Origin of the sequence: Streptomyces sp. STR69, assembly GCF_024519455.1 — a bacterium.
GTDB lineage: Bacteria > Actinomycetota > Actinomycetes > Streptomycetales > Streptomycetaceae > Streptomyces.
The window spans coordinates 83,202-109,856 of the sequence record NZ_JALJRY010000018.1 but is presented as its reverse complement, the minus strand read 5'-3'; the positions used below and the strand labels follow the sequence as shown (position 1 = coordinate 109,856).

25 protein-coding genes and 1 tRNA gene are annotated in these 26,655 nt (G+C 69.9%); 11 read left to right on the top strand and 15 right to left on the bottom strand.

Annotated features, from left to right (window positions below; translation table 11 throughout):
• The first annotated feature begins 247 nt into the window (after positions 1-247).
• Together OC490_RS30515 and OC490_RS30510 are read left to right on the top strand one after the other, a co-directional pair.
• Positions 248-706 carry a hypothetical protein gene (locus OC490_RS30515; protein ID WP_262061239.1) on the top strand — a complete coding sequence of 153 codons (459 nt, stop codon included), beginning with the start codon at positions 248-250 and terminating at the stop codon, positions 704-706.
• A 482-nt stretch (positions 707-1,188) separates the two neighbouring features.
• Entirely contained in the window at positions 1,189-1,578 is a 390-nt protein-coding gene (locus OC490_RS30510) for a hypothetical protein (protein ID WP_262061238.1), read from the top strand.
• Positions 1,579-1,782: 204 nt separating this feature from the next.
• Here the strand turns inward: OC490_RS30510 and OC490_RS30505 are convergent.
• The 3 genes from OC490_RS30505 to OC490_RS30495 form a co-directional block, all read right to left on the bottom strand.
• Positions 1,783-1,856 (bottom strand) — tRNA-Pro (locus tag OC490_RS30505).
• A gap of 54 nt (positions 1,857-1,910) precedes the next feature.
• Complete coding sequence (locus OC490_RS30500; protein ID WP_262061237.1) at positions 1,911-2,690, bottom strand: Pr6Pr family membrane protein; 780 nt, start codon at positions 2,688-2,690, stop codon at positions 1,911-1,913.
• A gap of 228 nt (positions 2,691-2,918) precedes the next feature.
• Positions 2,919-3,845, bottom strand: a complete 927-nt coding sequence (locus OC490_RS30495; RefSeq protein WP_262061236.1) for a metallophosphoesterase — start codon at positions 3,843-3,845, stop codon at positions 2,919-2,921.
• A gap of 103 nt (positions 3,846-3,948) precedes the next feature.
• Between OC490_RS30495 and OC490_RS30490 the strand changes: the two genes are divergently transcribed.
• Positions 3,949-4,416 carry a GatB/YqeY domain-containing protein gene (locus OC490_RS30490; protein ID WP_262061235.1) on the top strand — a complete coding sequence of 156 codons (468 nt, stop codon included), beginning with the start codon at positions 3,949-3,951 and terminating at the stop codon, positions 4,414-4,416.
• 132 nt (positions 4,417-4,548) lie between these two features.
• On the opposite strand, the gene OC490_RS30485 is transcribed toward OC490_RS30490, so the two are convergent.
• The gene (locus OC490_RS30485; protein ID WP_262061234.1) at positions 4,549-6,801 is read right to left on the bottom strand and encodes a transglycosylase domain-containing protein; all 2,253 of its coding nucleotides are present in this window, start codon (positions 6,799-6,801) and stop codon (positions 4,549-4,551) included.
• A 584-nt stretch (positions 6,802-7,385) separates the two neighbouring features.
• Between OC490_RS30485 and wblA the strand changes: the two genes are divergently transcribed.
• On the top strand, positions 7,386-7,724 hold the full coding sequence (wblA, locus tag OC490_RS30480; RefSeq protein ID WP_019063745.1) for a transcriptional regulator WblA: 339 nt from the start codon (positions 7,386-7,388) through the stop codon (positions 7,722-7,724).
• A 75-nt stretch (positions 7,725-7,799) separates the two neighbouring features.
• Here wblA and OC490_RS30475 read toward each other — a convergent pair whose 3' ends face one another.
• Together OC490_RS30475 and OC490_RS30470 are read right to left on the bottom strand one after the other, a co-directional pair.
• Positions 7,800-9,173: an ArsA family ATPase gene (locus OC490_RS30475; RefSeq protein WP_262061233.1), complete on the bottom strand. Its 1,374-nt coding sequence runs from the start codon at positions 9,171-9,173 to the stop codon at positions 7,800-7,802.
• A complete protein-coding gene (locus tag OC490_RS30470; protein WP_262061232.1) occupies positions 9,170-10,147 on the bottom strand; it encodes an ArsA family ATPase in 978 nt (325 codons plus the stop codon). The genes OC490_RS30475 and OC490_RS30470 overlap by 4 nt, the downstream gene beginning before the upstream one ends.
• Before the next feature lie 95 nt (positions 10,148-10,242).
• On the opposite strand from OC490_RS30470, the gene OC490_RS30465 reads away from it, so the two are divergent.
• The 4 genes from OC490_RS30465 to OC490_RS30450 all read left to right on the top strand — a co-directional run bounded on the left by OC490_RS30465 (position 10,243) and on the right by OC490_RS30450 (position 12,670).
• Positions 10,243-10,401 carry a DUF4177 domain-containing protein gene (locus OC490_RS30465; RefSeq protein WP_019063748.1) on the top strand — a complete coding sequence of 53 codons (159 nt, stop codon included), beginning with the start codon at positions 10,243-10,245 and terminating at the stop codon, positions 10,399-10,401.
• Positions 10,398-10,865: a RidA family protein gene (locus OC490_RS30460; RefSeq protein ID WP_262061231.1), complete on the top strand. Its 468-nt coding sequence runs from the start codon at positions 10,398-10,400 to the stop codon at positions 10,863-10,865. Before OC490_RS30465 ends, OC490_RS30460 begins: the two co-directional genes overlap by 4 nt.
• 96 nt (positions 10,866-10,961) lie before the next feature.
• Positions 10,962-11,843 carry an NUDIX hydrolase gene (locus OC490_RS30455; RefSeq protein ID WP_262061230.1) on the top strand — a complete coding sequence of 294 codons (882 nt, stop codon included), beginning with the start codon at positions 10,962-10,964 and terminating at the stop codon, positions 11,841-11,843.
• Entirely contained in the window at positions 11,840-12,670 is an 831-nt protein-coding gene (locus tag OC490_RS30450; protein WP_262061229.1) for an MBL fold metallo-hydrolase, read from the top strand. The genes OC490_RS30455 and OC490_RS30450 overlap by 4 nt, the downstream gene beginning before the upstream one ends.
• Before the next feature lie 9 nt (positions 12,671-12,679).
• Here the strand turns inward: OC490_RS30450 and OC490_RS30445 are convergent, their stop codons facing one another.
• From OC490_RS30445 to OC490_RS30435, 3 genes are all read right to left on the bottom strand, one after another.
• A complete protein-coding gene (locus OC490_RS30445) occupies positions 12,680-13,498 on the bottom strand; it encodes a nucleotidyltransferase domain-containing protein (RefSeq protein ID WP_262061228.1) in 819 nt (272 codons plus the stop codon).
• A gap of 36 nt (positions 13,499-13,534) precedes the next feature.
• Complete coding sequence (locus OC490_RS30440) at positions 13,535-14,647, bottom strand: PQQ-like beta-propeller repeat protein (protein ID WP_262061227.1); 1,113 nt, start codon at positions 14,645-14,647, stop codon at positions 13,535-13,537.
• Positions 14,648-14,733: 86 nt separating this feature from the next.
• Positions 14,734-15,408: a Crp/Fnr family transcriptional regulator gene (locus OC490_RS30435; protein ID WP_019063754.1), complete on the bottom strand. Its 675-nt coding sequence runs from the start codon at positions 15,406-15,408 to the stop codon at positions 14,734-14,736.
• Between the two features lie 252 nt (positions 15,409-15,660).
• Here OC490_RS30435 and nth point away from each other — a divergent pair, with 252 nt between their 5' ends.
• From nth to OC490_RS30420, 3 genes are all read left to right on the top strand, one after another.
• Positions 15,661-16,539 carry an endonuclease III gene (nth, locus tag OC490_RS30430; RefSeq protein ID WP_262061226.1) on the top strand — a complete coding sequence of 293 codons (879 nt, stop codon included), beginning with the start codon at positions 15,661-15,663 and terminating at the stop codon, positions 16,537-16,539.
• 75 nt (positions 16,540-16,614) lie between these two features.
• Positions 16,615-17,304, top strand: coding sequence for an NUDIX hydrolase (locus tag OC490_RS30425; protein ID WP_262061225.1), 690 nt, complete (start codon positions 16,615-16,617; stop codon positions 17,302-17,304).
• Positions 17,305-17,317: 13 nt separating this feature from the next.
• Positions 17,318-18,517, top strand: a complete 1,200-nt coding sequence (locus OC490_RS30420) for a MarP family serine protease (protein ID WP_262061224.1) — start codon at positions 17,318-17,320, stop codon at positions 18,515-18,517.
• A gap of 26 nt (positions 18,518-18,543) precedes the next feature.
• On the opposite strand, the gene OC490_RS30415 is transcribed toward OC490_RS30420, so the two are convergent.
• From OC490_RS30415 to OC490_RS30390, 6 genes are all read right to left on the bottom strand, one after another.
• Positions 18,544-18,723, bottom strand: coding sequence for a hypothetical protein (locus OC490_RS30415; RefSeq protein ID WP_078623198.1), 180 nt, complete (start codon positions 18,721-18,723; stop codon positions 18,544-18,546).
• Between the two features lie 138 nt (positions 18,724-18,861).
• Positions 18,862-19,812: an alpha/beta fold hydrolase gene (locus tag OC490_RS30410; protein WP_262061223.1), complete on the bottom strand. Its 951-nt coding sequence runs from the start codon at positions 19,810-19,812 to the stop codon at positions 18,862-18,864.
• Positions 19,809-20,294: a phage holin family protein gene (locus OC490_RS30405; protein WP_262061222.1), complete on the bottom strand. Its 486-nt coding sequence runs from the start codon at positions 20,292-20,294 to the stop codon at positions 19,809-19,811. The genes OC490_RS30410 and OC490_RS30405 overlap by 4 nt, the downstream gene beginning before the upstream one ends.
• A gap of 59 nt (positions 20,295-20,353) precedes the next feature.
• Positions 20,354-21,793 (bottom strand): Na+/H+ antiporter NhaA, encoded by a 1,440-nt coding sequence (gene nhaA / locus OC490_RS30400; protein WP_262061221.1) that lies wholly within the window; start codon positions 21,791-21,793, stop codon positions 20,354-20,356.
• Positions 21,794-21,952: 159 nt separating this feature from the next.
• Entirely contained in the window at positions 21,953-23,956 is a 2,004-nt protein-coding gene (gene acs, locus OC490_RS30395) for an acetate--CoA ligase (protein ID WP_262061334.1), read from the bottom strand.
• A gap of 125 nt (positions 23,957-24,081) precedes the next feature.
• Positions 24,082-26,400, bottom strand: coding sequence for a SulP family inorganic anion transporter (locus OC490_RS30390; RefSeq protein ID WP_262061220.1), 2,319 nt, complete (start codon positions 26,398-26,400; stop codon positions 24,082-24,084).
• Positions 26,401-26,655 lie beyond the last annotated feature (255 nt).

Here is a 26,655-nt window from a genome sequence, read left to right as displayed (position 1 = left end):
GGGGTGGTGGAGGGACGGTACTGGATTTGGAATCGGTACCGGCCCTCCGGACGACTGCCCGGCTGTCGTCCACGACGACTGCGGGGACCCCGGCCCGCCCGTTGGGAAGAGACGTGGAGACCCACGTCCACGACAAGGGGTGGATGATCTACGAGCTGCGGAAGGCCGGCCGCATCGCTCCCAAGGGGACCGAGGACATCACCGGAGACACATGGGGGCGACCGCCTCTCGCTGCGGAAGGCTGCACATGAAGTACGTCACGGCCGTCTGGGACGACGGAGGGTTCTTCGTGGATGCCGGGGCCTATCTCGCCGAACTGCCGCGTCTGCGCGCCGACCTGCCCCCAGGCGCCCGGTCCTTCGCCACCGACCCCGGCCACTACGACATCGCGGGCGCGACCCGCTGCGTCAAGGACCTGGAACTGGCCGGGGTCCACCTCGCCACCGACAAGCGCGGCGGCCTGGTCCTGGACTTCGCGCCCAACAAGTTCAAGCACGACTCCGGCCTGCGCATCAGCTACTCGGGCGTGACGCACTTCTCCGTCGACTACGAACACTCCATCGACTGGATGCTGGTCGACGCCGTCCTCCTCGACGAGATCCTTCCGGACGAGGAGGGCGGCTGCACGCACGAGATCACGCTGACCGACGCGAGCATCCTGGTCCGCTGCCGGGACCTGGAAGCGGTGTGGGGCGGCGCCGGCTGACGGAGACGGCTTCGGTGGTCCTACGCCACCCGGACCGACTTTCCCAGCACTCAGGCTTCGACGAGTGGACCGCGTTCGCACGGGCCTCAAGGCACCGGACCGTCTGTGGTCTCCCAGGGACAAGCCCACCACTCGCTGGAGCCGCTGCACACTGAAGCGGCGTGCTGATGGTCTGGAGCTACGCGGCGTTCTCTTCCTGCACCACGTCAGCGATCTGCTGCGCGATCTCCTCGATGGAGTAGTCGCTGGTGCTCATCGCCACCTTGTCTGCGAGGGAGGGGGCTGTGGCGCCGGACGTCTTCTGCAGTCGGGTTGTGCCGGGATCAAGGCCCTGGCCACGTGCGCCGAGGCTCGGTAGTTGTCACGGACGGCACCGCATAGGCTGCACAGAAACCGGGTCGAAGCAGCCGAGCTGTCACCAGAGGGGCGCTGGAGTTGTCACACATAGCCGATCACTGGTCTTCCCGTCTCCGGGGCGCAGTGTGACTCGCGACGACCTCATCGCCATGCTCCGCGAACAGACTCCGGCATGCGGGCCTGCACGTAACGCCTTGATCGCCGGGGCCGACTTCGTCGTCTGGGACGGCCTGGTCCCGGCCAACCGGCACGCGGGCGTCTTCCGGGGGCGAATGCACCACTCCTTGAAGCGGGGCCACACGATCGATGGCCTGGCCGACAGCGTCGACATCCTTCTGCGAGCCGGGGAAGAGCCGCTTCGTACCGGATCCATCGACGCGGTGGACACGTCATCCTGGTTCACGATCTTCCTGAACTCCACGGCGACAGCAGTGGTGGCCTGCTGCGGCGGACGCCGACCCACCCCCAAGGAGTCGGCGGACACCCCCGAGTCCGGCGCCCAACCTCGCAGGTGACAACAAGCCTGCCCAGGTGACACCTATCGCGCTCCGGCTCACCAAGACCGCCCCTTGATCACGACCCAATACTCGTCCTAGTGGGGGCCGTCCAGGAGCTGCTCGCCGAGGCCAACTCCCAAATGGCTCCCAAAACAACCCCGCAAAACAAACCAGACCCGGCGCTGATCCCTCAGCACCGGGCCTGACCTGGCGTTACAACTGTCGGGGTGGCGGGATTTGAACCCACGACCTCTTCGTCCCGAACGAAGCGCGCTGCCAAGCTGCGCTACACCCCGATGTCGCCGCTCATCTTGCCGGTGTTGCTGCTCATCGCGGCGACATCGTTTACTTTAGCCCACCGGTGGCTGGAGACGAAATCCGGTTTTGGCGCGGTGGCGGATCGGGTTGGGGCGGGCGTGGTCGAGGGCCACGAGGAGGACGGAGAGGGCGTAGAAGGCGAGGCCGAGGAGGAGGGCGTTGCCGAGGACGCTCTTGTAGCCGTGATGCTCGACGTCCAGGAACGTGTAGAGGTAGCGGCCCGGTGTGCCGGGGAGGATCAGTTCGCCGCGGGCCAGATACACCGCCAGGTACGTCAGCGGATACAGCAGCCACGTCGCCGCCATCCGCAGGTGCAGTCGGCCGGGTGCGGTCAGCAGCAGCCAGTCGAGTACCGCCGCGATCGGTGTCACCGTGTGCAGGATCTGGTTCGTGATCGCCTGCCAGCCTGTGAGAGTGCCGCCCGTCATCGCGAACGGGCTCGACGCGTGCGCCAGGATCAGGTGGTACACCAGGCCGGTGATCGTGATGTAGAGGAGTGCCGCGCCCGTCACCAGGGGGGAGAGGGGGCGGCGGGCCGTCCATGCCCGGCGGGCGGTGGCGATCATCACCAGGGCCAGCAGGATGTTGCTCTGGATCGTGAAGTAGGTCAGGACCCTGATCGGGCTGCCGAGGAACAGGTCGGCGGTCACCGCCGCTGCCGCCGCCAGCGCGACCAGTAGTCGGTACACGGCCGCCGCGGGGCGGCGGTACGGAGCCACCACCGCGGTGGCGGGAACGGGTGAGGCGAGCAGCGCGGGCATGCCGGGTACCGCGGGGAGGTCCGGGATGTCCCTGGGTATCGGAGCGGTCATGCCCTCACGCTAGGCAGAGGGGACGAACCGGGCGATACGGGTGGGCCGCACGAGCTACGCAGGCCGCGCGAGCCACCCGGCCCCCGAGACCTGCACGGAGACCTGCGCCGCGCGCGAGACCTGCACGGAGCCCCGCACCCAGGGACCTACGCCTCCCGGCGAGACCTGCCACAGCCCCGCCCACCCAGGGACCTACGCCCCCCGCGAGCCCCCACACGCATCGCCTGCCTACTCCCGCCCCACCAACGTCATCAACGTAGCCTCCGGCGGACAGGCGAACCGTACCGGCGTGTACCGGCTCGTCCCGCAGCCCGCCGACACGTGCAGGTACGACGTCCGGCCCTCTGCCGTATGCGTGGAGAGGCCCTTCACGCGGTCCGTGTCGAGGTCGCAGTTGGTCACCAGGGCGCCGTAGAACGGGATGCAGAGCTGGCCGCCGTGTGTGTGGCCGCCGAGGATCAGGGGGTAGCCGTCGGCGGCGAACGCGTCCAGTGCCCGGAGGTACGGCGCGTGCACCACGGCCATCGAGAAGTCGGCGTCGTCCGACGGGCCGCCCGCCACGCGCGCGTACCGGTCGCGCTTGATGTGCGGGTCGTCGAGGCCGGTGAGTTCCACCGACGCGCCCTCGATCTTCAGCGTGCCGCGCGTGTTGGTGAGGTTGAGCCAGCCCCCCGCGTCGAAGCCGTCCCGCAGGTCCTCCCACGGGTTGTGGACGGCTCCCACGATGGGCGGGTTGCCGTTCAGACCGTGGCGGCCCGCGGTTTTTTCGAACAGGTACCGGGCGGGGTTGCGGAGTGTGGGGCCGTAGTAGTCGTTCGAGCCGAAGACGTACGCGCCCGGGAACTCCATCAGCGGGCCGAGCGAGTCCAGGACCTCGGGGACGGCCTCGGGGTCGGAGAGGTTGTCGCCGGTGTTGATCACGAAGTCGGGGCGCAGGCCCGCGAGCGAGCGCAGCCAGCGCTGCTTCTTGCGCTGGCCGCCGACCATGTGGATGTCGGAGACCTGGAGGACTCTGAGCGGGCGCATGCCGGAGGGCAGGACCGGGACCGTCACCCGGCGCAGTCTGAAGGAGCGGACCTCGAAGCCCGCCGCGTAGACCAGACCGGCGGCGCCGGCCGCCGCAATTCCCAGGGGTACTCCGTATCGCGCGCGCATGCCTCCATCGTGTCAGACCGCACTGACACCCCTGACACCCCGTCGGCGAGGGCCCGGTAAATCGGCGGGCGGAGCCGGTCGCGCACCTGCGAGAATCAAACCCATGACCACCACGCTCAAGGCGAAGCTGCAGGAAGACCTCAACACCGCGATCAAGGCGCAGGACAAGCTGCGTTCCTCCACGCTCCGGCTGACGCTCACCGCGATCACCAAGGAGGAGGTCGCGGGTACGGAGAAGCGCGAACTCTCCGACGACGAGATCCTCAAGGTGATCGCCAAGGAGGCGAAGAAGCGCCGCGAGGCCGCGGACGCCTTCGCGCAGGGTGGCCGTCCTGAGCAGGCCGCGCAGGAGAAGGCGGAGGGCGAGGTCCTCGCCGAGTACCTGCCCAAGCAGCTCGGTGACGAGGAGTTGACCGCGATCGTCTCCCAGGCCGTCGAGGAGGCGAAGGCGGCGGGTGCCGAGGGCCCGCGCGCCATGGGTGCCGTCATGAAGATCGTGAACCCGAAGGTGGCCGGACTGGCCGAGGGTGGTCGCGTCGCCGCCGTGGTGAAGAAGCTGCTCGCCGGCTGACCCACCTGCGGACAGAAGTGCGTCTACGACGACGGGGGCGCCCCTTGTGAAAAGGGGCGCCCCCGTCGTCGTAGACGAAAAGCCCGAAAGGCGAGGCGAAGGCGAGGTGAACGGTGGTTCGCCGGGCCGGAGTTACCCCCGGTTGCCGCCGTTGCCGTTGCCGTTGTTGCCGCCGTTCGTCGTGCCCTGGATGAAGCCGTCCGGGAAGGAGAACGTCGGGGTGGGGGTGGTGGTGCCGCCGTTGTCGTTGCCCCCGTTGTCGGTCCCGGTGGTGTCGCCGTTCTTGCCGCCGTCGTTGTTGCCCTTGTCCTTGACGGGGTCCGGGATGTTGACGAGCTGGAAGTTCTCGACCTGCTTGCCCTCCAGGGCGCCGGTCATGGCGTCCTTCCAGATCGGGCCGGGGGTGTCGGCGCCGTAGACCTCGGCGTGGTAGACGCCGCCGATGCGGATGTTGGTCATCTCGACGTTCTGCTTGGCGCTGCCGACCCAGACCGCGCCGGCCAGGTTCGGGGTGTAGCCGACGAACCAGGCGTTCTTGCGGGAGTCCGTCGTACCCGTCTTACCGGCGCTCTGGCGGTCGGTGAGGCCGGCCTCCTGGCCGGTGCCCGAGTCGACCACGCCGCGCAGCACGGTGTTGACGGTGTCGGCGGTCTTCTTGCTCATCGCCCGCGAGCAGGTGGACTTGGGGACGGCGAGCGACTTCTGCTCGTTGCCCACCTTCCGGGTGATGGACTCGATGGCGATGGGCGTGCAGTACGTGCCCTCGTTGGCGAAGGCCGCGTAGGCGCTGGCCATCGTCAGCGGCGAGAGGCCCTTGGAGCCGAGCGCGATGGCCGGGACCTCGGGGATCTTGTCGCCGTTGCCCTGCACGACGCCGAGTTTGCTGGTCATGCTCACCACGGGGCACAGACCGATGTCGGAGATCATCTGCACGAAGTAGGTGTTGACCGACTTGGCCATCGCCTCCTTCAGCGCGTACGGACCCTTCTCCGACTCGCTCTCGTTCTCCACCGTCGCGCCGTCCGTGTTGACCCAGTTCTTGCCGCTGCAGGTCGAGACGGGGCTCGGGTAGTCCATCGAGTACGGCGCCGGGTACTGCTGCGTGGCCGGCAGGCCCTGCTCCAGTGCCGCCGCCGCGACGAACGGCTTGAACGTCGAACCGGTCGGGAAGCCGAAGTTCGAGCCGCCCATGTCGGCGTTGACCGAGTAGTTGTACTCCGTCTCGTTCTTGCCGTAGCCGTACGGCTTCGACTGGCCCATCCCGAGGATCTTGCCGGTGCCGGGCTCGACCAGGGTGGCCGCCGCGGCGACCGAGTCCGACTTGTAGATGTGGTCCTTGAGCGAGGACTGCACCGAGGCCTGTGCCTGCGGATCCAGCGTCGTACGGATCGTCAGGCCGCCCTGGTTCCAGATCTCCGCGCGGGCCTCCTTGGTCTTGCCGAAGACCGGGTCGCTCAGGAAGACCTTCTCGACGTACTTGCAGAAGAAGCTGGCGCCCTTGACCGCGGTGATGCAGCCGTTCTTCGGCTGGCTCACCTTCAGCCCGAGGTCGGTCTTCTCGGCCGCCAGGGCCTCCGCCTTGGAGATGTCGCCGACCTCGGCCATGCGGGCCAGCACGGTGTTGCGGCGCTTCTTGGCCTCGGCCTCGTCGTTGATCGGGTCGTAGCGCGTGGGCGACTGGACGATGCCCGCGAGCAGCGCCGACTGCTGGAGGTTCAGGTCCTTGGCGTGCTTGGAGAAGTAGCGCTCGGACGCGGCCTCGACGCCGTAGGCCTGCTCTCCGAAGAACGTGATGTTCAGGTAGTTCTCAAGGATCTTCTTCTTGCCGAGTTTTTCCTCGATCTGGATCGCGTACTTCAGCTCGCGGACCTTGCGGCCCAGCGTCTGCTGAGTGGCCTCGGCGACCTTCGTCGGGTCGTCACCGGCCTCCTCGACGAAGTAGTTCTTCACCAGCTGCTGCGTGAGCGTGGAGGCACCCTGGGAGACGCCGCCGCTCTGCGCGTTCTTGTTCAGGGCGCGCAGGACGCCCTTGAGGTCGATCGCGCCGTGCTGGTAGAAGCGCGAGTCCTCGATCGCGACGATCGCCTTCTGCATGTACGGCGAGATGTCCTTGAGCTCCACCACCGTGCGGTCACGGGAGTAGACCGAGGCGAGCTGGTTGCCCTTGCTGTCCAGGATCGTGGTGCGCTGGCTCAGCTGAGGGCTCTTCAGGTTGTCCGGGATGTCGTCGAACCCCTGGACCGAGCCCTTGGCCGCGAGCCCCAGCGCTCCGGCCGCGGGCAACGCGATTCCGGCCATGACGGCACCGGCGAGCACACTGACACCGAGGAACTTGGTGGCCTGCTGCAGAGGGGACAGACCACCACCCGAGCGCTTTTTTGGCATGGGGGCAGCCTAATCCCTCACCTGGGGCGCCCCGAGGGAGCGGGTGAGTCTCGGGATGTTCGGGTGCGGGATCGTGACATCCATGGGCGGGCGCCTTGTCGTGGGCAATGGCATCGACGGCTCTACGACCGCGCCGAAAACGCAGGGCTCGTCCCGGGAACATGACGGCACGACGACAGGAGCCGTCTACGTTCTCATTCGCCGGACAGGTGTATAGGCCTTGGCCTAAGCTGCTCTCAACTGTCACAGCAGAGCGGTCTCGTATCAATACGTCCGGCGACCCCGAATCGTTCCGGTCGTTCCCTGTTTTTTTGTGGGAGGCGTGTCCGAATCCGCCTCCTGTGTCACCTGGCGTCCGTTGTGACGCAAGGCAACTGTCCCGGTCTGCCAGGAAAGTCACGTATGTCGCGGGCTCACTCCCCCGGGTGATCTGCCGCTTACGCATAGTCCGTTCGGGCCATTCAAGATTGGGCCCGAAGGGGGTGTTGCGCTGTGCCCACCTTCCGTAACGTCCTCAACTGGCGGCGGTGAATATGCCGCTGCCGCCGTGGGGGAGCCTCGATTCGGGAGAGGACGGCGCCGGTATGGGCTGGGTTACCGACTGGAGTGCGCAGGCGGCCTGCCGCACTACCGATCCGGATGAACTGTTCGTTCAAGGAGCAGCGCAGAACAGGGCGAAGGCAGTGTGCACCGGATGTCCGGTACGCACGGAGTGCCTCGCCGATGCGCTCGACAACCGCGTCGAATTCGGCGTGTGGGGAGGCATGACGGAGCGGGAGCGCCGCGCACTGCTGCGCAGGCGGCCCACTGTCACTTCATGGCGCCGGCTACTGGAGACCGCGCGCATCGAGTACGAGCGAGGGGTCGGCATCATCCCCCTCGACGACGACGAGATCTACGAGAACTACGCGGCGGTGGGCTGACGCCGGTCCCCCCTTGGGGGCCGATTCGACCCCGGGCGATCCCCGGGGCCGCGCGTCAGACCTTCGTCCCGGGCGTCAGACCGTCGTCTCGGGCAGCTCCGGCCGACCGGCCGCGAGCCGGTTCCCGATGTCCCGCAGCCCCGCGAGGTCGTGCACATCGCCGGGCAGCGCGGCCACTTCGGCGACGGCCACCTCGGGGTGGCGCGCGGTGAAGCGGTCACGTGTGCGCTGCTCGCGGGAGAGCAGCCGCATCCGGTCGGCATGCAGTCTGAGCAGGCCTGCGGTGAGTCGGTCGACGGATGGCTCGTCGTCGGGTCGCTTGTCGGCGGGGAGCTCGTCGTCCGTGGTGGCGGGGGAGCCTTCGTCACGAGCCGCTGCCCGGGAACCGGGAGATCTGGGACCGGAAGATTCTGAACTGCCGTACGTGTCGGGAGAGTTACGAAGTCCAGCTTTCCCGCCCACCTGATCGACAATGCGGGACTCCTCAAGATTTTCCGCGGCGGCGAGTGCCCGCTCGGCCGACAACCGGGCGGCTCCGCTGCCGTGCACCCGGTTGAGCACCAGACCGGCCAACGGCATGTCCTCGGCCGCCAGCCGCTCCACGAAGTACGCGGCCTCGCGCAGCGCGTCCCGCTCCGGGGCCGCGACCACCAGGAATGCCGTCCCGGGTGCCTGCAGCAGCTTGTACGTCGCGTCCGCGCGGGTGCGGAACCCGCCGAAGGTGGTGTCCATGGCGGAGATGAACGTCTGGATGTCCTTGAGCAGTTGACCCCCGAGCAGCTTGCCGAGGGTGCCGGTCATCATCGACATGCCGACATTGAGGAACTTCATGCCGGCCCGGCCGCCCAGCTTCGCCGGCGCGGTCAGCAACCGGATCAGCTTGCCGTCCAGGAACGAGCCGAGACGTTTCGGCGCGTCCAGGAAGTCCAGGGCCGAGCGGGACGGCGGGGTGTCCACCACGATCAGGTCCCAGTCGTGCTGGGCGCGCAACTGGCCCAGCTTCTCCATCGCCATGTACTCCTGCGTGCCCGCGAAGCCCGCCGAGAGCGACTGGTAGAAGGGGTTGTTCAGGATCGCGGCGGCCCGCTCGCGGTCCGCGTGCGCCTCGACGATCTCGTCGAAGGTGCGCTTCATGTCGAGCATCATGGCGTGCAGTTCGCCGTCCCCGTCGACGTCCTTCACCCGCCTCGGGGTGTTGTCCAGTGAGTCGATGCCCATGGACTGGGCGAGTCGCCGGGCCGGGTCGATGGTCAGGACGACGACCCGGCGGCCCCGCTCGGCGGCCCGCAGTCCGAGCGCCGCCGCGGTGGTCGTCTTGCCGACCCCGCCCGAGCCGCAGCACACCACGATGCGGGTCTCCGGGTCGTCGAGCAGCGGGTCGACGTCGAGCACGCGCGCGGAGGACAGCCGACGGGCGCCGTCGCGCCCCTGCTCCTGGTCCGGGCTCATGACATCCCCTGCTTCCGCAGCTCGGTGGCGAGTTCGTACAGGCCCGCCAGATCCATGCCCTCGGCGAGCAACGGCAGTTCGTGCAGCGGCAGGTCCAGCGCGCCGAGCACGGCCCGCTGGTCGTGCTCCAGGGCGTACCGCGCGGCGTACTCCTCCGCCTGCGCGAGCAGCGGGTCCACCAGCTTCTCGGCATTGCCGCCGCGCCGCGCCCCGCCGAGCCCGGCGGCCGACAGCGACTGCGCGACGGCGGTGCGCGGCACGGCCCGTACGAGATCCAGCTCGGCCGCGTCCAGTACCTCGGGCCGCACCATGTTCACGATGACCCGGCCCACCGGCAGCCGCGCCGCCCGGAGTTCGGCGATGCCGTCGGCGGTCTCCTGGACGGGCATCTCCTCCAGGAGCGTCACCAGGTGGACCTCCGTCTCCGGGGACTTCAGGACCCGCATCACGGCCTGCGCCTGATTGTGTATCGGGCCGATCTTGGCGAGCCCGGCCACCTCGTCGTTGACGTTCAGGAAGCGGGTGATGCGGCCGGTCGGCGGGGCGTCCATCACGACGTAGTCGTAGGCGAACCGCCCGCTCTTGTCCTTGCGCCGTACGGCCTCGCACGCCTTGCCGGTCAGGAGTACGTCCCGGAGGCCGGGCGCGACCGTGGTGGCGAAGTCGATCGCGCCGAGTTTCTTCAGGGCGCGGCCCGCGCCGCCGAGTTTGTAGAACATCTGGAGGTAGTCCAGAAGGGCCAGTTCGGGGTCGATGGCCAGCGCGTACACCTCCCCGCCCCCGGGAGCGACGGCGATCTTCCGCTCCTCATAGGGCAGCGTCTCCGTCTCGAAGAGCTGCGCGATGCCCTGGCGACCCTCGACCTCGACGAGAAGCGTCCGCTTCCCCTCGGTGGCCAGGGCCAGCGCGAGGGCCGCGGCCACCGTGGTCTTGCCGGTACCGCCCTTGCCACTGACGACCTGGAGCCTGCTCACGTCTTCGAGCCTAACCAGTCCGCGCCCGAACCAAGCGGGAGGCTGTGGATAACGCGACCACGGGCGACCGGTTCGCAGCCGCTAAAGTCGGCCGCATGACCAAGTGGGAATACTCGACTGTGCCGCTGCTCGTCCACGCCACGAAGCAGATTCTGGACACCTGGGGCGAGGACGGCTGGGAGCTCGTCCAGGTCGTGCCCGGGCCGAACAACCCCGAGCAGCTGGTGGCCTACCTCAAGCGGGAGAAGGCATGAGTGCCGTCGAGGCCCGGCTGGCCGAACTCGGCCTGACCCTGCCGGCGGTCGTCCCGCCGCTCGCCGCGTACCAGCCCGCCGTGCAAAGCGGTGTCTACGTGTACACCTCCGGCCAGCTGCCCATGGTGGACGGCAAGTTGCCGGTCACCGGCAAGGTGGGCGCCGAGGTCACCGCGGAGGAGGCCAAGGAACTGGCCCGCACCTGCGCGCTGAACGCCCTCGCCGCCGTCAAGTCCGTCGCCGGTGACCTGGATCGCGTCGCGCGCGTGGTGAAGGTCGTCGGCTTCGTCGCCTCGGCCCCCGACTTCACCGGCCAGCCCGGCGTGATCAACGGCGCCAGCGAGCTCCTCGGCGAGGTCCTCGGCGACAAGGGCGTGCACGCGCGTAGCGCGGTCGGCGTGGCGGTGCTGCCGCTGGACTCGCCGGTCGAGGTCGAGATCCAGGTGGAGCTGACGCAGGCGTAGTCGCCGTCCCGGAGTGCGTGACCGCGCGTGATCGGTGTCCTGGAGTGCGCGTTGTTGCCTCTCGAACATCCGCGCGCTACGGGATAGCCTCCGCCCATGGCGAACGGTCAGTGGTACCCGGCGGAGTGGCCCGAGCGCATCCGAGCGCTCGCGGAGGGCGCGCTCACGCCGGTCGTGCCCAGGCGGGCGGCCACGGTGATGCTCCTGAAGGACACGGACACCGGCCCAGCCGTCCACATGCTGCGCAGACGCGCCTCCATGGCCTTCGCCGGGGGCGCGTACGCGTACCCGGGCGGCGGTGTCGACCCGCGCGACGACGACCGTCACGTCCGCTGGGCGGGCCCCACGCGCGCGTGGTGGGCCGGCCGGCTGGGCGTCGACGAGACGGCCGCCCAGGCGATCGTGTGCGCTGCCGTACGGGAGACCTACGAGGAGGCGGGCGTCCTGCTCGCCGGCCAGACCCCCGACACCGTGGTCGGCGACACCACGGGCGCCGACTGGGAGACGGACCGGGCCGCCCTGGTCGCCCGTGACCTGTCCTTCGCGGAGTTCCTCGACCGCCGCGGCCTGGTCCTGCGCTCCGACCTGCTGGGCGCGTGGGCCCGCTGGATCACCCCGGAGTTCGAAACCCGCCGCTACGACACCTGGTTCTTCGTCGCCGTCCTCCCGGAGGGGCAGCGCACCCGCAACGCCTCCACGGAGGCCGACCACACGGTGTGGATCGCCCCCGGCGAGGCGGCGGCCGGGTACGACAAGGGCGACCTGACGATGATGCCGCCGACCATCGCGACCCTGCGCGGGCTGATCCCGTACGGCAGCGCGGCCGAGGCCCTGTCGTCGGCCCCGGAGCGCGATCTGACGCCCGTCCTCGCTCAGGCCCGCCTGGAGGACGGCGAGATCGTCCTGTCCTGGCCGGGCCACGAGGAGTTCACCAAGCACATCCCGACCGACCTGCCGACCGGTGGAGCCCCCGCATGACCGACGCAGCCGCGCTTCCCGGCCGGCCACGAGGCGGGGTCTTCACCGGCCCAGCCACCGCGCGTGCCGTGAACGTCCTCGCGCCCAACGCGTCCGCGATGACCCTGGACGGGACCAACACCTGGATCGTCGCGGAGCCCGACTCCGAGCTGGCCGTGGTGATCGACCCGGGGCCCCTGGACGAGGGACATCTGCGCAACGTCGTCGACACCGCCGAGAAGGCGGGCAAGCGGATCGCCCTGACCCTGCTCACGCACGGACACCCCGACCACGCCGAAGGCGCCGGCCGGTTCGCCGAGCTGACGGACACGAAGGTCCGCGCGCTGGACCCGGCGCTGCGCCTCGGGGACGAGGGCCTCGCCGCCGGGAACGTCGTCCGGGTCGGCGGCCTGGAACTCGTCGTCGTGTCGACGCCCGGGCACACCGGGGACTCCCTGTGCTTCCATCTCCCGGCCGATCAGGCCGTCCTGACGGGAGACACCGTCCTGGGGCGCGGTACGACCGTGGTGGCGCATCCTGACGGCCGCCTGGGCGACTATCTGGACTCGCTGCGGCGGCTGCGCTCCCTCACGGTCGACGACGGCGTCCACACGGTACTGCCGGGCCACGGACCGGTCCTGGAGGACGCCCAGGGCGCCGTCGAGTTCTATCTCGCCCACCGCGCCCACCGGCTCGCCCAGATCGAGACGGCCGTGGAGAACGGCCACCGGAGCCCGGCCGAGGTCGTCGCCCACGTGTACGCGGACGTCGACCGCTCACTGTGGCCGGCGGCGGAACTGTCCGTACTGGCCCAGCTGGACTACCTGAAGGAACACGGCCTGATCTGACGGCCTGACCTAGGCGATGCCGTCCGGGCGCGGTGCCTTCACGCCGTGCACGCGCGCGTACTCGTCGGCCAGCCACGGTCCGAGATCGTCGACGTACGACCGCAGCACGCGCGCGTCGCCGCTCGGTTCGCAACCCGACGCCGCCGCCTCGCGCAGCTCCTCCGCCCGCCCGGGGTAGTACGCGCCGAACACCTCGGCCATCTCCCGGAGGTCGCTGGTCCAGCCGTTCCAGCGGGGCATCACCAGGGTGAAGCCGGTGCGGACCAGGTGCCGGGACATGAAGCGGACGAGGGGCCTGCGGGCCTCGTCGGTGTCCTCGGAGGCGGCGATCCGCTCACGCCAGCGGGGGAGCAGCAGCGCCAGGTCGCCGTTGGTCTCCCGGGCGAGCAGCGAGTGGGGGCGGTAGCGGGGCAGATACTCGGCGAGGTCCTCCCCGAGCAGCGGTGTGCACAGGCACGCGACGAACCACCCCAGGTCGTACGTCTCCGGCTCGCTCAGCAGCCGCATGCGGCCGTACAGCAGGATGCTGACCCCGTCGATCTCCGGGAACTCCTTGTCGAGCGCCTCGCCCAGGCTCCGGGCCGCATCCCTGTCTTCCTCGGTCGGCTCCCGCCGGGTCGCCACGAGCAGGTCCAGATCGCTGCGCCCCACGCGCGCGGTGCCGCGCGGGATCGACCCGTAGAGGTACGCGCTGTCTAGGCGTCCCCCGTAGACGTCGAGCAGCCGGTCCCGCGCCGCGGCGACGACCGGCCGGAAGACGTGCGGGACGCGCCCCAAGGAGCCCTCGCGCTCGATGTATCCCTGGGCGTCCAGCCCCTTGTTCCGCATGGCACCACTGTGCAGCCGATCGAGGTCGGGGACACGTCATTTCCAGCGGAACACGCGTACGCGCGTGGTGGTGCGCGGCGCCGTGCAGACCACGGCGAGGCAGTCCCCGGCGGCGACGAGGCGTGCCTGGTAGCTGTAGCCGGGCAGGGAGCGCTCGGCCACGACCCGGCCATCGGCGGGATCGAGCACGGTCGCCCGGTCGCCATAGCCGTTCAGGACCAGGAGAGCGCCCCGGTGTGCCAGCGGGAAGATCGTGCGCCCGTAGGTGCTGGACCACGACCAGCGGAACTCGCCCGTGGCGGTGGAGACCGCGCGCAGTGTGCTTCCCATGTGCTCCGTGTCGTAGGGCTGGGGCGGGACGAGTTCGACGGCGAGCGTGTCGCCGACGATCACCGGGTGAGCGCCGAACGCCTCGTACAACGGCGGCAGGTCGATCGCTTGTTGGGCGTCCTCGCCCACTATGTGGAGCCGGAGCCGACTGTGCGGGGAAGCGGGATCCTCGGGTCCGGCGGTGGACACGACGACTGGCCCGGCCGTCAGGACGAAGGCGTCACGTCGGCCTTCGGGGACTGGTCGCTCCCACTGGAGGGCGCCGGTGCGCGCGTCGAGCACGCGGACCGTGGTCTCCGTGCCCCCGTCGCGGATCCGGGCGGTCACGGCCGCGATACGGCCGCCGCCGAGCGCCACCTCGGGCGCGTCCGCGCCGACGGACCCCAACTCGTCGGCGCGCTGGTCACGCGTCCAGACCGCGGTACCCGTGCGGAGGTCCAGCCCGGTGAGACTGACGTGCCACACGCGCGCGTGCCCGTCGTCCGTACGCCGGTCGTCCCCGTGGCCGGCGTCGTGGTGCAGTACGACGATCACGCCGTCCGCCGTGTCCTGCGAGACGTGGGCGATCACCTGGGCGCCGTCGCCGGGCGGCTGCCAGCTCCACAGGGGCTCACCGGTCGTCAGCCCGTAGGCCCGCACCCCGTCGACGCGGGCCAGGGCGAGCGTCCCGTCCAGCGCCCAGGTGCCCAGCGGTGCCCCCTGGCTCCCGTTCTCCCGCTCGGTCCGCCACAGAAGCCGCGCCGACGCCGGTCTCCGCCCCCACCGGCGTCGCGTCGACCGCCCAGCCCAGACGGCATCCGGCGCCTTGTCCTCGTACATTCCCGCCCCCTGTTTCTAGGTCCCCGCCCGGCGATGCGAGAAGGGCCCTGCCGTCGGCAGGGCCCTTCAGTAAGAAGACGTGCGTTTCAGCGCGAGCGCTTCGCCAGCCGCTCGACGTCCAGCAGGATCACCGCGCGGGCCTCCAGGCGCAGCCAGCCGCGGCCCGCGAAGTCGGCGAGGGCCTTGTTGACCGTCTCGCGGGACGCGCCGACCAGCTGGGCCAGCTCCTCCTGCGTGAGGTCGTGCACCACGTGGATGCCTTCCTCGGACTGCACGCCGAAGCGGCGGGAGAGGTCCAGCAGGGCGCGGGCCACGCGGCCGGGGACGTCCGAGAAGACGAGGTCGGACATCGCGTCGTTGGTCTTGCGCAGCCGGCGGGCGACCGCGCGCAGCAGCGCGGAGGCCACCTCGGGGCGGGCGCTCAGCCAGGGCTGGAGGTCGCCGTGGCCCAGGCCGAGCAGCTTGACCTCGGTCAGCGCGCTGGCGGTCGCCGTACGCGGGCCCGGGTCGAACAGCGACAACTCGCCGATCAGCTCGCCGGGGCCGAGGACGGCCAGCATGTTCTCGCGGCCGTCGGGGGAGGTGCGGTGGAGCTTCACCTTGCCCTCGGTGACCACGTAGAGCCGGTCGCCCGGGTCGCCCTCGTGAAAGAGCGAGTCCCCGCGCGCGAGGGTCACCTCACTCATGGAGGCGCGCAGCTCCGCGGCCTGATCGTCATCGAGCGCCGCGAAGAGCGGGGCGCGCCGCAGAACGTCGTCCACGAGTTCTCTCCTTGTCGACCTGCTCAGGGGATGGTGCTCCCCCTTGGTACCAGGGGACCGTGCTCCCCATTTTGCCGGACCGTCCAAACAGTGTGATCTGTCACAAGGATGCCGTACAGGTGTCCCGAGGTAAGCGGCAGGGGTCCAATTGGGGGCTGATCTTCGGGGTCCGGGGCGGATGTCAGTGGCGGGCTCTAGGCTGGCCGGGTGTCCAAATCGCCGGTGAGAGCACAGGCCAAGGGGGCTGGGCGGATGGTTGTACCTCGTGATTCCGCCGTGGGCGAACAGAGCCCTGACGGCGGCAGGAAAGCGGCAAAGGGGGCAAAGCAGGTGGCTGCTGTGAAGGGTGCTGCGAAGAGCGAGTCGCACACCGCCCTCGTCCGCCGTGCCCGCCGTATCAACCGCGAGCTGGCCGAGATCTATCCGTACGCCCACCCGGAGCTCGACTTCGAGAACCCCTTCCAGCTCGTGGTCGCCACGGTCCTGTCCGCCCAGACGACCGACCTCCGGGTCAACCAGACGACCCCGGCACTGTTCGCGAAGTACCCGACCCCCGAGGACCTGGCCACCGCCGACCCGGAGCAGGTCGAGGAGATCCTCCGCCCGACCGGGTTCTTCCGGGCCAAGACCAAGTCGGTGATAGGCCTCTCCAAGGCCTTGGTCGAGGACTTCGGGGGTGAGGTCCCGGGTCGGCTCGAAGACCTCGTCAAGCTGCCCGGCGTCGGCCGCAAGACCGCCTTCGTGGTGCTCGGCAACGCCTTCGGGCGCCCCGGCATCACCGTGGACACGCACTTCCAGCGGCTCGTACGGCGCTGGAAGTGGACCGAGGCGACCGAGCCCGACAAGATCGAGGCCGCCGTGGGAGCGCTCTTCCCGAAGAGCGACTGGACGATGCTCTCGCACCACGTGATCTTCCACGGCCGCCGGATCTGCCACGCCCGCAAGCCCGCCTGCGGCGCCTGCCCCATCGCCCCGCTCTGCCCGGCGTACGGCGAGGGCGAGACCGACCCGGAGAAGGCGAAGAAGCTGCTCAAGTACGAGAAGGGCGGCTATCCGGGCCAGCGCCTCAACCCTCCGCAGGCCTATCTGGACGCGGGCGGCAAACCGGCGCCGCCGCTGGGATCGGCGTGACGACGGCAGCGGGGGCCGGATGACGGAACGATCTCGGAGGTACCGGGCGTTGATCAGTGTGAACGGGGGTGGGGGATGACGCGCGCGAGCAATGCCCAGGGCGTGGGGCTCAGCAAGGAGGGCCTGCCGGGCTGGCTGGACCCGGTGGTGCACGCGGTGGAGACGGTCGAGCCGCTCCAGCTGAGCCGGTTCCTGCCGCCGGAGGACGGCGCGGGCCGGCAGTCCGCGGTACTGATCCTCTTCGGGGAGGGCGATCAGGGGCCCGAGCTGCTGCTCATGGAGCGGTCGAGTTCGCTGCGCTCCCACGCGGGGCAGCCGTCCTTCCCGGGTGGAGCCCTCGACCCCGAGGACGGCGACCCGACGGGCGACGGCCCGCTGCGGGCCGCTCTCCGCGAGGCCGAGGAGGAGACCGGGCTCGACCCCGCCGGAGTGCAGCTCTTCGGGGTGCTGCCCAAGCTCTACATCCCGGTGAGCGGCTTCGTGGTGACCCCGGTGCTGGGCTGGTGGCGGGAGCCGACACCGGTCGGGGTGGTCGATCCGAACGAGACGGCCCGGGTGTTCACGGTCCCCGTGGCGGATCTCACGGATCCGGCCAACAGGGTGACGGTGTCGCACCCCAGCGGCTTCCTGGGTCCGGCATTTCTGGTCGAATCAGCCCTCGTCTGGGGCTTCACGGCCGGCGTCATCGACCGTCTGCTGCACTACTCCGGCTGGGAGCGCCCCTGGGACCGCGAGAAGCAGGTCCCCCTCGACTGGCGGTCATGACAAGGTGTCCGTCGTGAATGTGCTGGACATCCTGTTGCTGGTCGCCGCCGTGTGGTTCGCGATCGTGGGCTATCGCCAGGGGTTCGTCGTCGGCATCCTGTCGGTGATCGGCTTCCTCGGCGGTGGTCTCGTCGCCGTCTACACGCTGCCCGTCATCTGGGACGCGCTGACCGACAACTCGGAGGTCAGCACCACCGCGGCCGTCGTCGCGGTCGTCGTCGTCATCGTCTGCGCCTCCGTCGGCCAGGCCCTTACCACCCACCTCGGCAACAAGCTGCGCCGGTACATCACCTGGTCCCCGGCCCGCGCCCTGGACGCGACCGGCGGCGCCCTGGTCAACGTTCTCGCGATGCTCCTGGTGGCCTGGCTGATCGGCTCGGCGCTGGCCGGCACCACTCTGCCGACGCTCGGCAAGGAGGTCCGCAGCTCCAAGGTGCTGCTGGGGGTGTCCCGGGCGCTGCCCGCGCAGGCCGACACCTGGTTCGCGGACTTCTCCTCGGTCCTCGCGCAGAACGGCTTCCCGCAGGTCTTCAGCCCGTTCGCGAACGAGCCGATCAACGACGTCCAGCCGCCCGACCCGGCCCTCGCCTCCAGCGCGGTCGCCACCCGTGCCCAGCAGTCCATCGTCAAGGTCATGGGCACCGCCCAGAGCTGCGGCAAGGTCCTGGAGGGCAGCGGCTTCGTCTTCGGCGACCGCCGCGTCATGACCAACGCGCACGTCGTCGGCGGCGTGGACGAACCCACCGTCCAGATAGGCGGCGTGGGCCGCAAGTACGACGCCAAGGTCGTCCTCTACGACTGGCACCGCGACATCGCCGTACTCGACGTACCGGACCTGAAGGCGCGCTCCCTGCAGTTCGCGACCAAGGACGCGGACAGCGGCAACAGCGCGATCGTCGCCGGCTTCCCGGAGAACGGGTCGTACGACGTCCGAGCCGCACGCGTGCGTGGCCGCATCACCGCCAACGGCCCGGACATCTACCACCGCGGCACGGTCCGCCGCGATGTGTACTCGCTCTACGCGACCGTCCGCCAGGGCAACTCCGGCGGCCCGCTGCTCACCCCCGAGGGCAAGGTGTACGGCGTGGTCTTCGCGAAGTCCCTGGACGACCCCAACACCGGGTACGCGCTCACCGCCGACGAGATCCAGGAGGACATCGTCAAGGGGCGCAGTGCCAACGAGCAGGTGGACAGCGACAGTTGCGCGCTGTGAGCCCGGCTTTGTAAGAGGTGGGTGCGTCAGCCTCGAGGATGACGCAGCCGTACCGAGACCCAGCGGGCCCGGCGGCGCAGAATGCGCGGGATCCCCACCCTGAGGTCTGTGCCCTGGAGTTGCGGGGCGCCTCGCTGGTGGGAGCTCAGACCATGGTCCGAGCGGCGATTGCGTGCTGCGTCACTGTAGTCGTGCGTCCAGCCCATACCCCGACCTCTGCCCCTGCCCCAAGGTCGATAACCGCCCCTTGGGGCTCCAATTGGCCTATGCGCGGGGCAAGTAGCCGTTCGTAGTACAGGTGTTCATATCCGGATACCGGGCGCAGTGGGACGGTCACTGATCGGTCACCGATCGGGTTCGGGATCCTTGAGCCAGTTGACCAGTTCGGTCGAGAAGACCACCGGGTCCTCCTCGTGCGGGAAGTGCCCGAGACCGTCGAACAGCCGCCAGCGGTACGGCGCTTCGACGTACTCCCCGGATCCCGCCGCGCTGCGGGTGCGCAGCACCGGGTCCAGCGAGCCGTGCAGATGCAGCGTCGGCACCCGCACCGGCCGCTTCATGCGCCGGTTGAACTGGATGCCGTCCGGGCGAGCCATCGACCGCACCATCCAGCGGTACGGCTCGATCGAGCAGTGCGCGGTCGACGGGATCAGCATCGCCCGCCGGTACGCCTCGATCGCGTCGTCGTCCTGCAGTTGCGGGCCGGACCAGTCCCGGATCAGCTTGCCCACCAACTCGGCGTCCTCGGCGAGGAGTTGCCGCTCGGGGAGCCAGGGCCGCTGGAACCCCCAGATGTAGGAACTCGCCGCGGACTGTCTGACGTCGGAGAGCATCGCGTTGCGCCAGCGCCGGGGGTGCGGCATCGAGGAGACCGCGAGTCGGCGCACCAGCTTGGGGCGCATCGCGGCGGCCGTCCACGCCAGATAGCCGCCGAGGTCGTGGCCGACCAGTGCGGCGTCGGGCTCGCCGAGGGAGCGGATCACGCCGGTGATGTCGAGGGCGAGGTTGGCGGGGTCGTAGCCGCGGGGGGTGCGGTCGCTGCCGCCGACGCCCCGCAGGTCCATCGCGACGGCCCGGAACCCGGCGTCTGCCAGCGCGCCCAGCTGGTGCCGCCAGGTCCACCAGAACTGGGGGAAGCCGTGCAGCAGGAGCACCAGCGGCCCGTCGCCCACCTCCGCGATGTGGAAGCGCGCGCCGTTGGCCGCGACATCCCGGTGGGTCACCTCGCGCCCGCCGGGAATGTCGAGCCGTACGACCGAAGCAGGTTGTGCCCAGGGATGGGCGGGGTCCGTCATGAGGACGAGCGTGCCACAGCCTCGATGGCTTCGGGGACACGGTCCTCGATCGCCGGGCGCGGATGCGGCTTGGCGTTGCCCAGGACTCCGGCCGTCTCCTTGACCGAAGCGGCCACCTTCTGCGGGCCCTTGCTCTTGGCGGCCTTCTTCGCGAAGAGCACGCCGACCAGGCCGAGGACGACCGCGACGAGCACGTTCGCCGCGAAGGAGAGCAGGAAGCAGAGCGCCATGTTCCAGCCGCTCCAGGTGCGGATGCCGTACGCCAGCGCGAAGTTGAGCATCGGCAGGGAGAACAGCAGTACGACCGCGGCGACCGTGAACGCGCCGCCGCTCACCACCCCGCGCTTGACGTCCTGCTTGAGCTGCGCCTTGGCCAGCGCGATCTCGTCGTGCACCAGCGCGGACATCTCGGTCGTCGCCGAGGCGAACAGCTGGCCGATGCTGCGTTCGGCGCCGACCGGGCTGCCGTCGGGTGCGCTCATCGCGTACTCCCTCTTCCGCATGTGTGTGTACCGGCATGTGTTTGTACCGTCTCGTCAGATCATGCCGGACCGTCCTTGTCCTCGCCCGCCCCGCCCGCCACTTCGGCGGGCCCGCGCCGCTGTTCGGCGGCCTTCTCCGCGGCGATCCTGCGGTGCTCGGCGGCCTTGCGGTCGTGGAGTGCGGCCATGCGCAGGTGGTACGCCGGGTCGTCCTGCTCGTAGATGTCGGGGATGCCGTCGAGATCCTCGTCGCGCTCCTCGTCCTCGTACATCCTGCGGTACCGGGCGTTGCGCAGCTTGAGCAACACGGTCGCGCACAGGGCCGCGATCAGTGAGCCCACGAGGACGGCCGCCTTGACCTCGTCGGTGAGCACCTGGTCGCCGGCGAACGCGAGTTCCCCGATGAGCAGCGACACGGTGAAGCCGATGCCGGCCAGCGAGGCGACCGCGAACACGTCCGCCCAGGCGAGGTCGTCGCTGAGCGAGGCCCGGGTGAAACGGGCCGTCAGCCAGGTCCCGCCGAAGATCCCGACCGCCTTGCCGACGACCAGCCCGAGGACCACACCGAGGGTCTCGGGCTTCGTGAACACGTCACCCAGCGCGCCGCCCGAGATGGCGACCCCGGCGCTGAACAGCGCGAACAGCGGCACCGCGAGGCCCGCCGACAGGGGCCGTACGAGATGTTCGACGTGCTCGCCGGGGGAGTGGTCCTCGTCCTCGCGCGTGGTGCAGCGCAGCATCAGGCCCATCGCCACGCCCGCGATCGTGGCGTGGACGCCGCTGTTGTACATCAGCACCCAGATGACGAGTGCGAGCGGGACGTAGACGTACCACCCGCGCACGCCCCGGCGCAGCAGCAGCCAGAAGACGGCGAGGCCCACGGCCGCGCCGGTGAGCGCGGCGAAGTCGATGCGGTCGGTGAAGAAGATCGCGATGATCAGGATCGCGAACAGGTCGTCGACCACGGCCAGGGTGAGCAGGAAGGCGCGCAGGGCGCTCGGTAGGGAGGTGCCGATCACCGCGAGGACGGCGAGCGCGAAGGCGATGTCGGTGGCGGTCGGCACCGCCCAGCCCTGGAGAGAGCCCCCGCCGGTGAGACTGGTGAGGGTGTAGACGAGTGCCGGTACAGCCATCCCGCACAGGGCCGCTACGACGGGCAGGGCGGCGGCTTTGGGGTCGCGCAGGTCACCGGCGACGAGTTCGCGCTTCAGCTCGATGCCGGCGACGAAGAAGAAGACGGCGAGGAGGCCGTCGGCGGCCCAGTGGGCGACGGAGAGGTGCAGGCCGAGGGCGGCGGGGCCGAGGTGGAAGTGGCTGACGCTCTCGTAACTGTCGTGCAGGGCGGGGACGTTCGCCCAGATCAGCGCGGTGACCGCGGCGATCAGGAGCAGGACACCGCCGACGGTCTCGGTGCGCAGCGCCTCCGCGACGAAGTTCCGCTCGGGCAGGGACAGCCGTCCGAGTACCTTGCGGGCGGGGGTGGGGCGGGGCGCGGCCATCGGGGGAACCTCCGGTCGGTGGGCAGGACGGAACGACTCGCCGACCAGACTTCCCGGCACACCATGAGGGTCACTTTTTGCTTAGTTTACCTAAAAGGGGTGCCCGGCGCGCGCTGCGCCGGGCACCCCTCACGGACGTACCGCTGAGTGACGTACTGCTCAGTCCTCGCTGGGCGCCGCCGGGAGCTTCTCCTGAATAAGGGACATAACCGTCGAATCGGTCAGTGTCGTGACGTCTCCGAGCTCGCGGTTCTCCGCCACGTCCCGCAGCAGTCGGCGCATGATCTTGCCGGAGCGGGTCTTCGGCAGCTCTGCCACCGGGAGGACCCGCTTGGGCTTGGCGATCGGGCCGAGGACGGTGCCGACGTGGTTGCGCAGGTCGTTGACCAGGTTCTCGTCCTCCGCGTTCGCCGTGCCGCGCAGGATGACGAACGCGACGATCGCCTGACCGGTCGTCTCGTCGGCCGCGCCGACCACGGCCGCCTCGGCCACGGACGGGTGGGAGACGAGCGCCGACTCGACCTCGGTGGTGGAGATGTTGTGCCCGGACACGAGCATCACGTCGTCCACCCGGCCGAGCAGCCAGATGTCGCCGTCGTCGTCCTTCTTGGCGCCGTCGCCGGCGAAGTACTTGCCCTCGAAGCGCGACCAGTACGTGTCGAGGAACCGCTGGTCGTCGCCCCAGATCGTGCGCAGCATCGAGGGCCACGGCTCAGTGAGGACCAGGTAACCGCCGCCGCCGTTCGGGACCTCGTTCGCCTCGTCGTCGACGACCGTCGCGGAGATGCCGGGCAGCGGGGTCTGCGCGGAACCGGGCTTGGTCGCGGTCACGCCCGGCAGCGGCGAGATCATCATCGCGCCGGTCTCGGTCTGCCACCAGGTGTCCACGATCGGCGTCTTGTCGGCGCCGATGTGCTTGCGGTACCAGATCCACGCCTCGGGGTTGATCGGCTCGCCGACCGAGCCCAGGATGCGCAGGGAGGACAGGTCGAACTTCGCGGGGATGTCGTCGCCCCACTTCATGAACGTACGGATCGCCGTCGGCGCCGTGTACAGGATCGTCACCCCGTACTTCTGGATGATCTCCCAGAAGCGGCCCTGGTGCGGGGTGTCCGGGGTGCCCTCGTACATGACCTGCGTCGCGCCGTTGGCGAGCGGGCCGTAGACGATGTACGAGTGCCCGGTGACCCAGCCGACGTCCGCCGTGCACCAGTAGACGTCGGTCTCCGGCTTGAGGTCGAAGACCGCGTGGTGGGTGTACGCGGCCTGGGTGAGATAGCCGCCGGAGGTGTGCAGGATCCCCTTGGGCTTACCCGTAGTACCGGAGGTGTAGAGGATGAACAGCGGCTGCTCGGCCTCGAACGCCTCCGGCGTGTGCTCCGTCGACTGCCGGTCGACGATCTCGTGCCACCACACGTCCCGCTCGTCGCTCCACGAGACGTCCTGGCCCGTACGGCGGACCACGAGCACGTGCTCGACGCCGCTGTCCGGGCGGTCGACCGCGTCGTCCACGGCCGGCTTGAGCGCGGACGGCTTGCCGCGCCGCCAGCCGCCGTCCGTGGTGATGACGACCTTGGCGTCCGCGTCCTGGATACGGGTCGCGAGCGCGTCCGCCGAGAAACCGCCGAACACCACCGAGTGCGCGGCGCCGATGCGCGCGCAGGCCAGCATCGCGACCGCCGTCTCCGGGATCATCGGCATGTAGACGGCGACCCGGTCGCCCTTCTGAACTCCCAGCTCCAGCAGGGCGTTCGCGGCCTTGGAGACCTCGTCCTTCAGCTCGGCGTAGGTGATCGCGCGGCTGTCGCCGGGCTCGCCCTCGAAGTGGATGGCGACCCGGTCGCCGTTGCCCGCCTCGACATGCCGGTCCACGCAGTTGTACGCGACGTTGAGCGAGCCGTCCTTGAACCACTTGGCGAACGGCGGGTTCGACCAGTCCAGCGTCTCGCTCGGCTCCTTCGCCCAGCTCAGGCGTCGGGCCTGCGCGGCCCAGAAGCCGAGCCGGTCAGCCTTGGCCTGCTCATACGCCTCCGCCGTGACATTGGCGTGCGCCGCCAGGTCCGCGGGGGGTGCGAACCTGCGCTCTTCCTTGAGCAGGTTGGCCAGGCTTTCGTTGCTCACGGCATCTGCCTTTCCCAGGGTGTCCGTTGTGTCCCGGGCCAGCTCATCAGACCCGGGGGTCCGATGACAAGGGTCGTCGAAATATTGGTTTAGACCTGTCATCGGACCTGCGGGCGGATCTGCGTGGCGAGGGTCTTCCGTACCCACGGACGCCGGGTGAACGAGGTTCAGGCCGACACGTCCACCACCCCCACCCGATCGAACAACTCGTCCTCCTCGCTCAGCAGATACGCCTGCGCCTCACCCACGTGGAAGTACATCCCGTGCAACTCCAACGCCCCCTCCCGCAGGGCCCGCGCCACCGACTCGTGCCCCCGCAGATGCTCCAACTGCTGCACCACATTGGTCAGACACAGCTGCTCCACGGCGTCGGCGGGCGCCCTTGTGGCCAACCGCGCCCAGGGCCGGTTGTCGTCGGCCATCCGCTCCAGGCTCGGCCGCCCGTGCCGCAGCCACCGCCTGAGCGGCGAACGGGCCTCTCCGGGCCGGGAGTTGAGCAGCGCCTGCATGGCCCCGCACCCGGAGTGCCCGCACACCGTGATCGATCTCACGCGCAGCACGTCCACCGCGTACTCGATCGCCGCCGCCACCGAGTCGTCCCCGCTCTCCTCGCCGGGCTGCGGCACGAGGTTGCCCACGTTCCGTACGACGAACAGGTCGCCCGGACCACTGGAGGTGATCATCGACGTGACCAGCCGCGAGTCGGCGCAGGTGAGGAAGAGCTGCGAAGGCTGCTGCCCCTCCCTGGCCAGCCGGGCCAGCTCACCCCGCACGAGGGGTGCGGTGTTGCGCTGGAACGCGCTGATGCCACGGGCGAGTTGATGACCGGAGGTGGGATCGCCGCTGCGGGGCGTGGACCGCGGACGCTCGCACCGGTGCTCGCGCCACGGCGTCCAGGGGTGACAGCGGCAGGCTTCCGGACTCGTCGCGCCGGCACTGACTCCCGTACGGCGGCCCGTCAGTTCGGCGGAGCCTCCCCGCGCGGTGTGCGCGTTCTGCCAGTCCTGCAGTGACTCGTACGCCGCGTGGTCCATGAACGAACCGTCCAACTCCACGACGACGTGGGCGCCCTGGGGTACGAGATGCAGGGTGCGACTGAGCCGCGGCACCGCGAGGAACGTCAACTGCCCTCGGACGTGTACGTGATGGACTCCTTCCTTCTCGTCGTGCGTGATGCGGGTGTGGGCAAGGCGGTTGAGGGCGACGGCGACGGCCACGGTGACCCCGAGGAGCACGCCCTCCAGGACACCGAGGAAGACCACGCCGAGGGTGGTGACGGCGTAGACCAGCACTTCCCGGTGGCGGGTCACCGTGCGGATGTGGTGCAGGGACACCATCTGGATACCGACGGCCATCACGAGTGCGGCGAGCGAAGCGAGGGGAATCAGCTCCAGCGCCGGGACCATCAGCAGCGCGGCGATCACTACGAGAACGCCGTGCAGCATCGTGGAGTTCCGGCTCACGGCACCTGCTTGCACATTCGCCGAGCTCCGTACGGCCACCCCCGCGACCGGCAGTCCGCCGAGCGCGCCGGAGACGATGTTGGCGGCGCCCTGGCCCAGCAGTTCGCGGTTGAGGTCGGAGCGGCCGACGCGGGCGGAGAGCCCGGGCCGACCGGCGACCAGCTTGTCCACGGCGACCGCGCCGAGCAGCGACTGCACGCTGCACACCAGCGTGGTGGTGAGGACGGCGGCGGCGATGCCGAGCACCGGGCCGTCGGGCAGCCCGGCCAGCGCGTGGCTGCTCCAGGACGGCAGGTCGACCTTGGCCAGGCTCAGCCCGGCGAGGGAGGCGGTGAGCGTGGCCCCGGCGACGGCGACGAGCGCGGCCGGGATCTTCCGCATCAGACGGCCGAGCCGGCCGGGGACGCGCGGCCACAGCAGCAGAAGGGCCAGTGTCAGCGCGCTCATCGCCACGTCGGCGGGGTGCAGGTCCGCCAACTGGGCAGGCAGGGCACGGAGGTTGGCGAGGACCGAACTCTGCGGGGTGCCGCCGAGGACGATGTGCAGCTGGGCGACGGCGATGGTGACACCGATGCCGGCGAGCATGCCGTGCACGATCGCGGGGCTGACGGCGAGCGCGGTGCGGGCCACGCGCACGCAGCCCAGGGCGAGTTGGGCCAGGCCCGCGAGGACGGTGACCGCGCAGGTCGTGCGCCATCCGTAACGGTGGATCAGGTCGGCGGTGACCACGGTGAGTCCGGCGGCCGGGCCGCTGACCTGGAGGGGGCAGCCGCCGAGCAGTCCGGCGACGAGTCCGCCCGCGGCGGCGGCGACCAGGCCGGCCTGGAGGGGCGCGCCAGTGGCGAGGGCGATGCCGAGGGACAGGGGCAGGGCGATCAGGAAGACCGCGATGGAGGCCGACACATCGGCGCCCGCGATCCGGAAGCGTCGGTGCGGGGGCGGCGGCGGGCTGTGGGGCGGGTGGACGCGCTTCGTCCGATTCGCGTTCGAGTCGGTGGCGCGGGTGGGTACGCAGGCTGACATGTCTTCCCGTCTCCTCCGGGGCAGCGCGGTCGCGGAACTGGTGGTCCCCGTCGATGGCGGGGGTCGGTCGCGGCCGTGGGTCACGGCGTGCAGCGGCGGGATATCTCAACGCTCGGTAAATGGATCGTAATGCAGAGTAAAGGTCAAGCATAGACTTTGCAGGCAAATGGGTTAATAAGTCACCTCACAGAGTGAAGTGAGAATTTCATCGGCTTGTCGTACTAATCCCACCTTCGGCCCCGTGCGACCTTGGCG

Coding starts and splice junctions, on each gene's coding strand:
- OC490_RS30445 (WP_262061228.1), bottom strand. CDS start 13,498: ATGCGGAACAAGGGGCTGGACGCCCAGGGATACATCGAGCGCGAGGGC.
- OC490_RS30440 (WP_262061227.1), bottom strand. CDS start 14,647: ATGTACGAGGACAAGGCGCCGGATGCCGTCTGGGCTGGGCGGTCGACG.
- OC490_RS30490 (WP_262061235.1), top strand. CDS start 3,949: ATGACCACCACGCTCAAGGCGAAGCTGCAGGAAGACCTCAACACCGCG.
- OC490_RS30390 (WP_262061220.1), bottom strand. CDS start 26,400: ATGTCAGCCTGCGTACCCACCCGCGCCACCGACTCGAACGCGAATCGG.
- OC490_RS30465 (WP_019063748.1), top strand. CDS start 10,243: ATGACCAAGTGGGAATACTCGACTGTGCCGCTGCTCGTCCACGCCACG.
- OC490_RS30450 (WP_262061229.1), top strand. CDS start 11,840: ATGACCGACGCAGCCGCGCTTCCCGGCCGGCCACGAGGCGGGGTCTTC.
- OC490_RS30455 (WP_262061230.1), top strand. CDS start 10,962: ATGGCGAACGGTCAGTGGTACCCGGCGGAGTGGCCCGAGCGCATCCGA.
- OC490_RS30515 (WP_262061239.1), top strand. CDS start 248: ATGAAGTACGTCACGGCCGTCTGGGACGACGGAGGGTTCTTCGTGGAT.
- OC490_RS30425 (WP_262061225.1), top strand. CDS start 16,615: ATGACGCGCGCGAGCAATGCCCAGGGCGTGGGGCTCAGCAAGGAGGGC.
- OC490_RS30485 (WP_262061234.1), bottom strand. CDS start 6,801: ATGCCAAAAAAGCGCTCGGGTGGTGGTCTGTCCCCTCTGCAGCAGGCC.
- OC490_RS30495 (WP_262061236.1), bottom strand. CDS start 3,845: ATGCGCGCGCGATACGGAGTACCCCTGGGAATTGCGGCGGCCGGCGCC.
- OC490_RS30475 (WP_262061233.1), bottom strand. CDS start 9,173: ATGAGCCCGGACCAGGAGCAGGGGCGCGACGGCGCCCGTCGGCTGTCC.
- OC490_RS30460 (WP_262061231.1), top strand. CDS start 10,398: ATGAGTGCCGTCGAGGCCCGGCTGGCCGAACTCGGCCTGACCCTGCCG.
- nth (WP_262061226.1), top strand. CDS start 15,661: ATGGTTGTACCTCGTGATTCCGCCGTGGGCGAACAGAGCCCTGACGGC.
- nhaA (WP_262061221.1), bottom strand. CDS start 21,793: ATGGCCGCGCCCCGCCCCACCCCCGCCCGCAAGGTACTCGGACGGCTG.
- OC490_RS30410 (WP_262061223.1), bottom strand. CDS start 19,812: ATGACGGACCCCGCCCATCCCTGGGCACAACCTGCTTCGGTCGTACGG.
- OC490_RS30405 (WP_262061222.1), bottom strand. CDS start 20,294: ATGAGCGCACCCGACGGCAGCCCGGTCGGCGCCGAACGCAGCATCGGC.
- OC490_RS30415 (WP_078623198.1), bottom strand. CDS start 18,723: ATGGGCTGGACGCACGACTACAGTGACGCAGCACGCAATCGCCGCTCG.
- OC490_RS30500 (WP_262061237.1), bottom strand. CDS start 2,690: ATGACCGCTCCGATACCCAGGGACATCCCGGACCTCCCCGCGGTACCC.
- wblA (WP_019063745.1), top strand. CDS start 7,386: ATGGGCTGGGTTACCGACTGGAGTGCGCAGGCGGCCTGCCGCACTACC.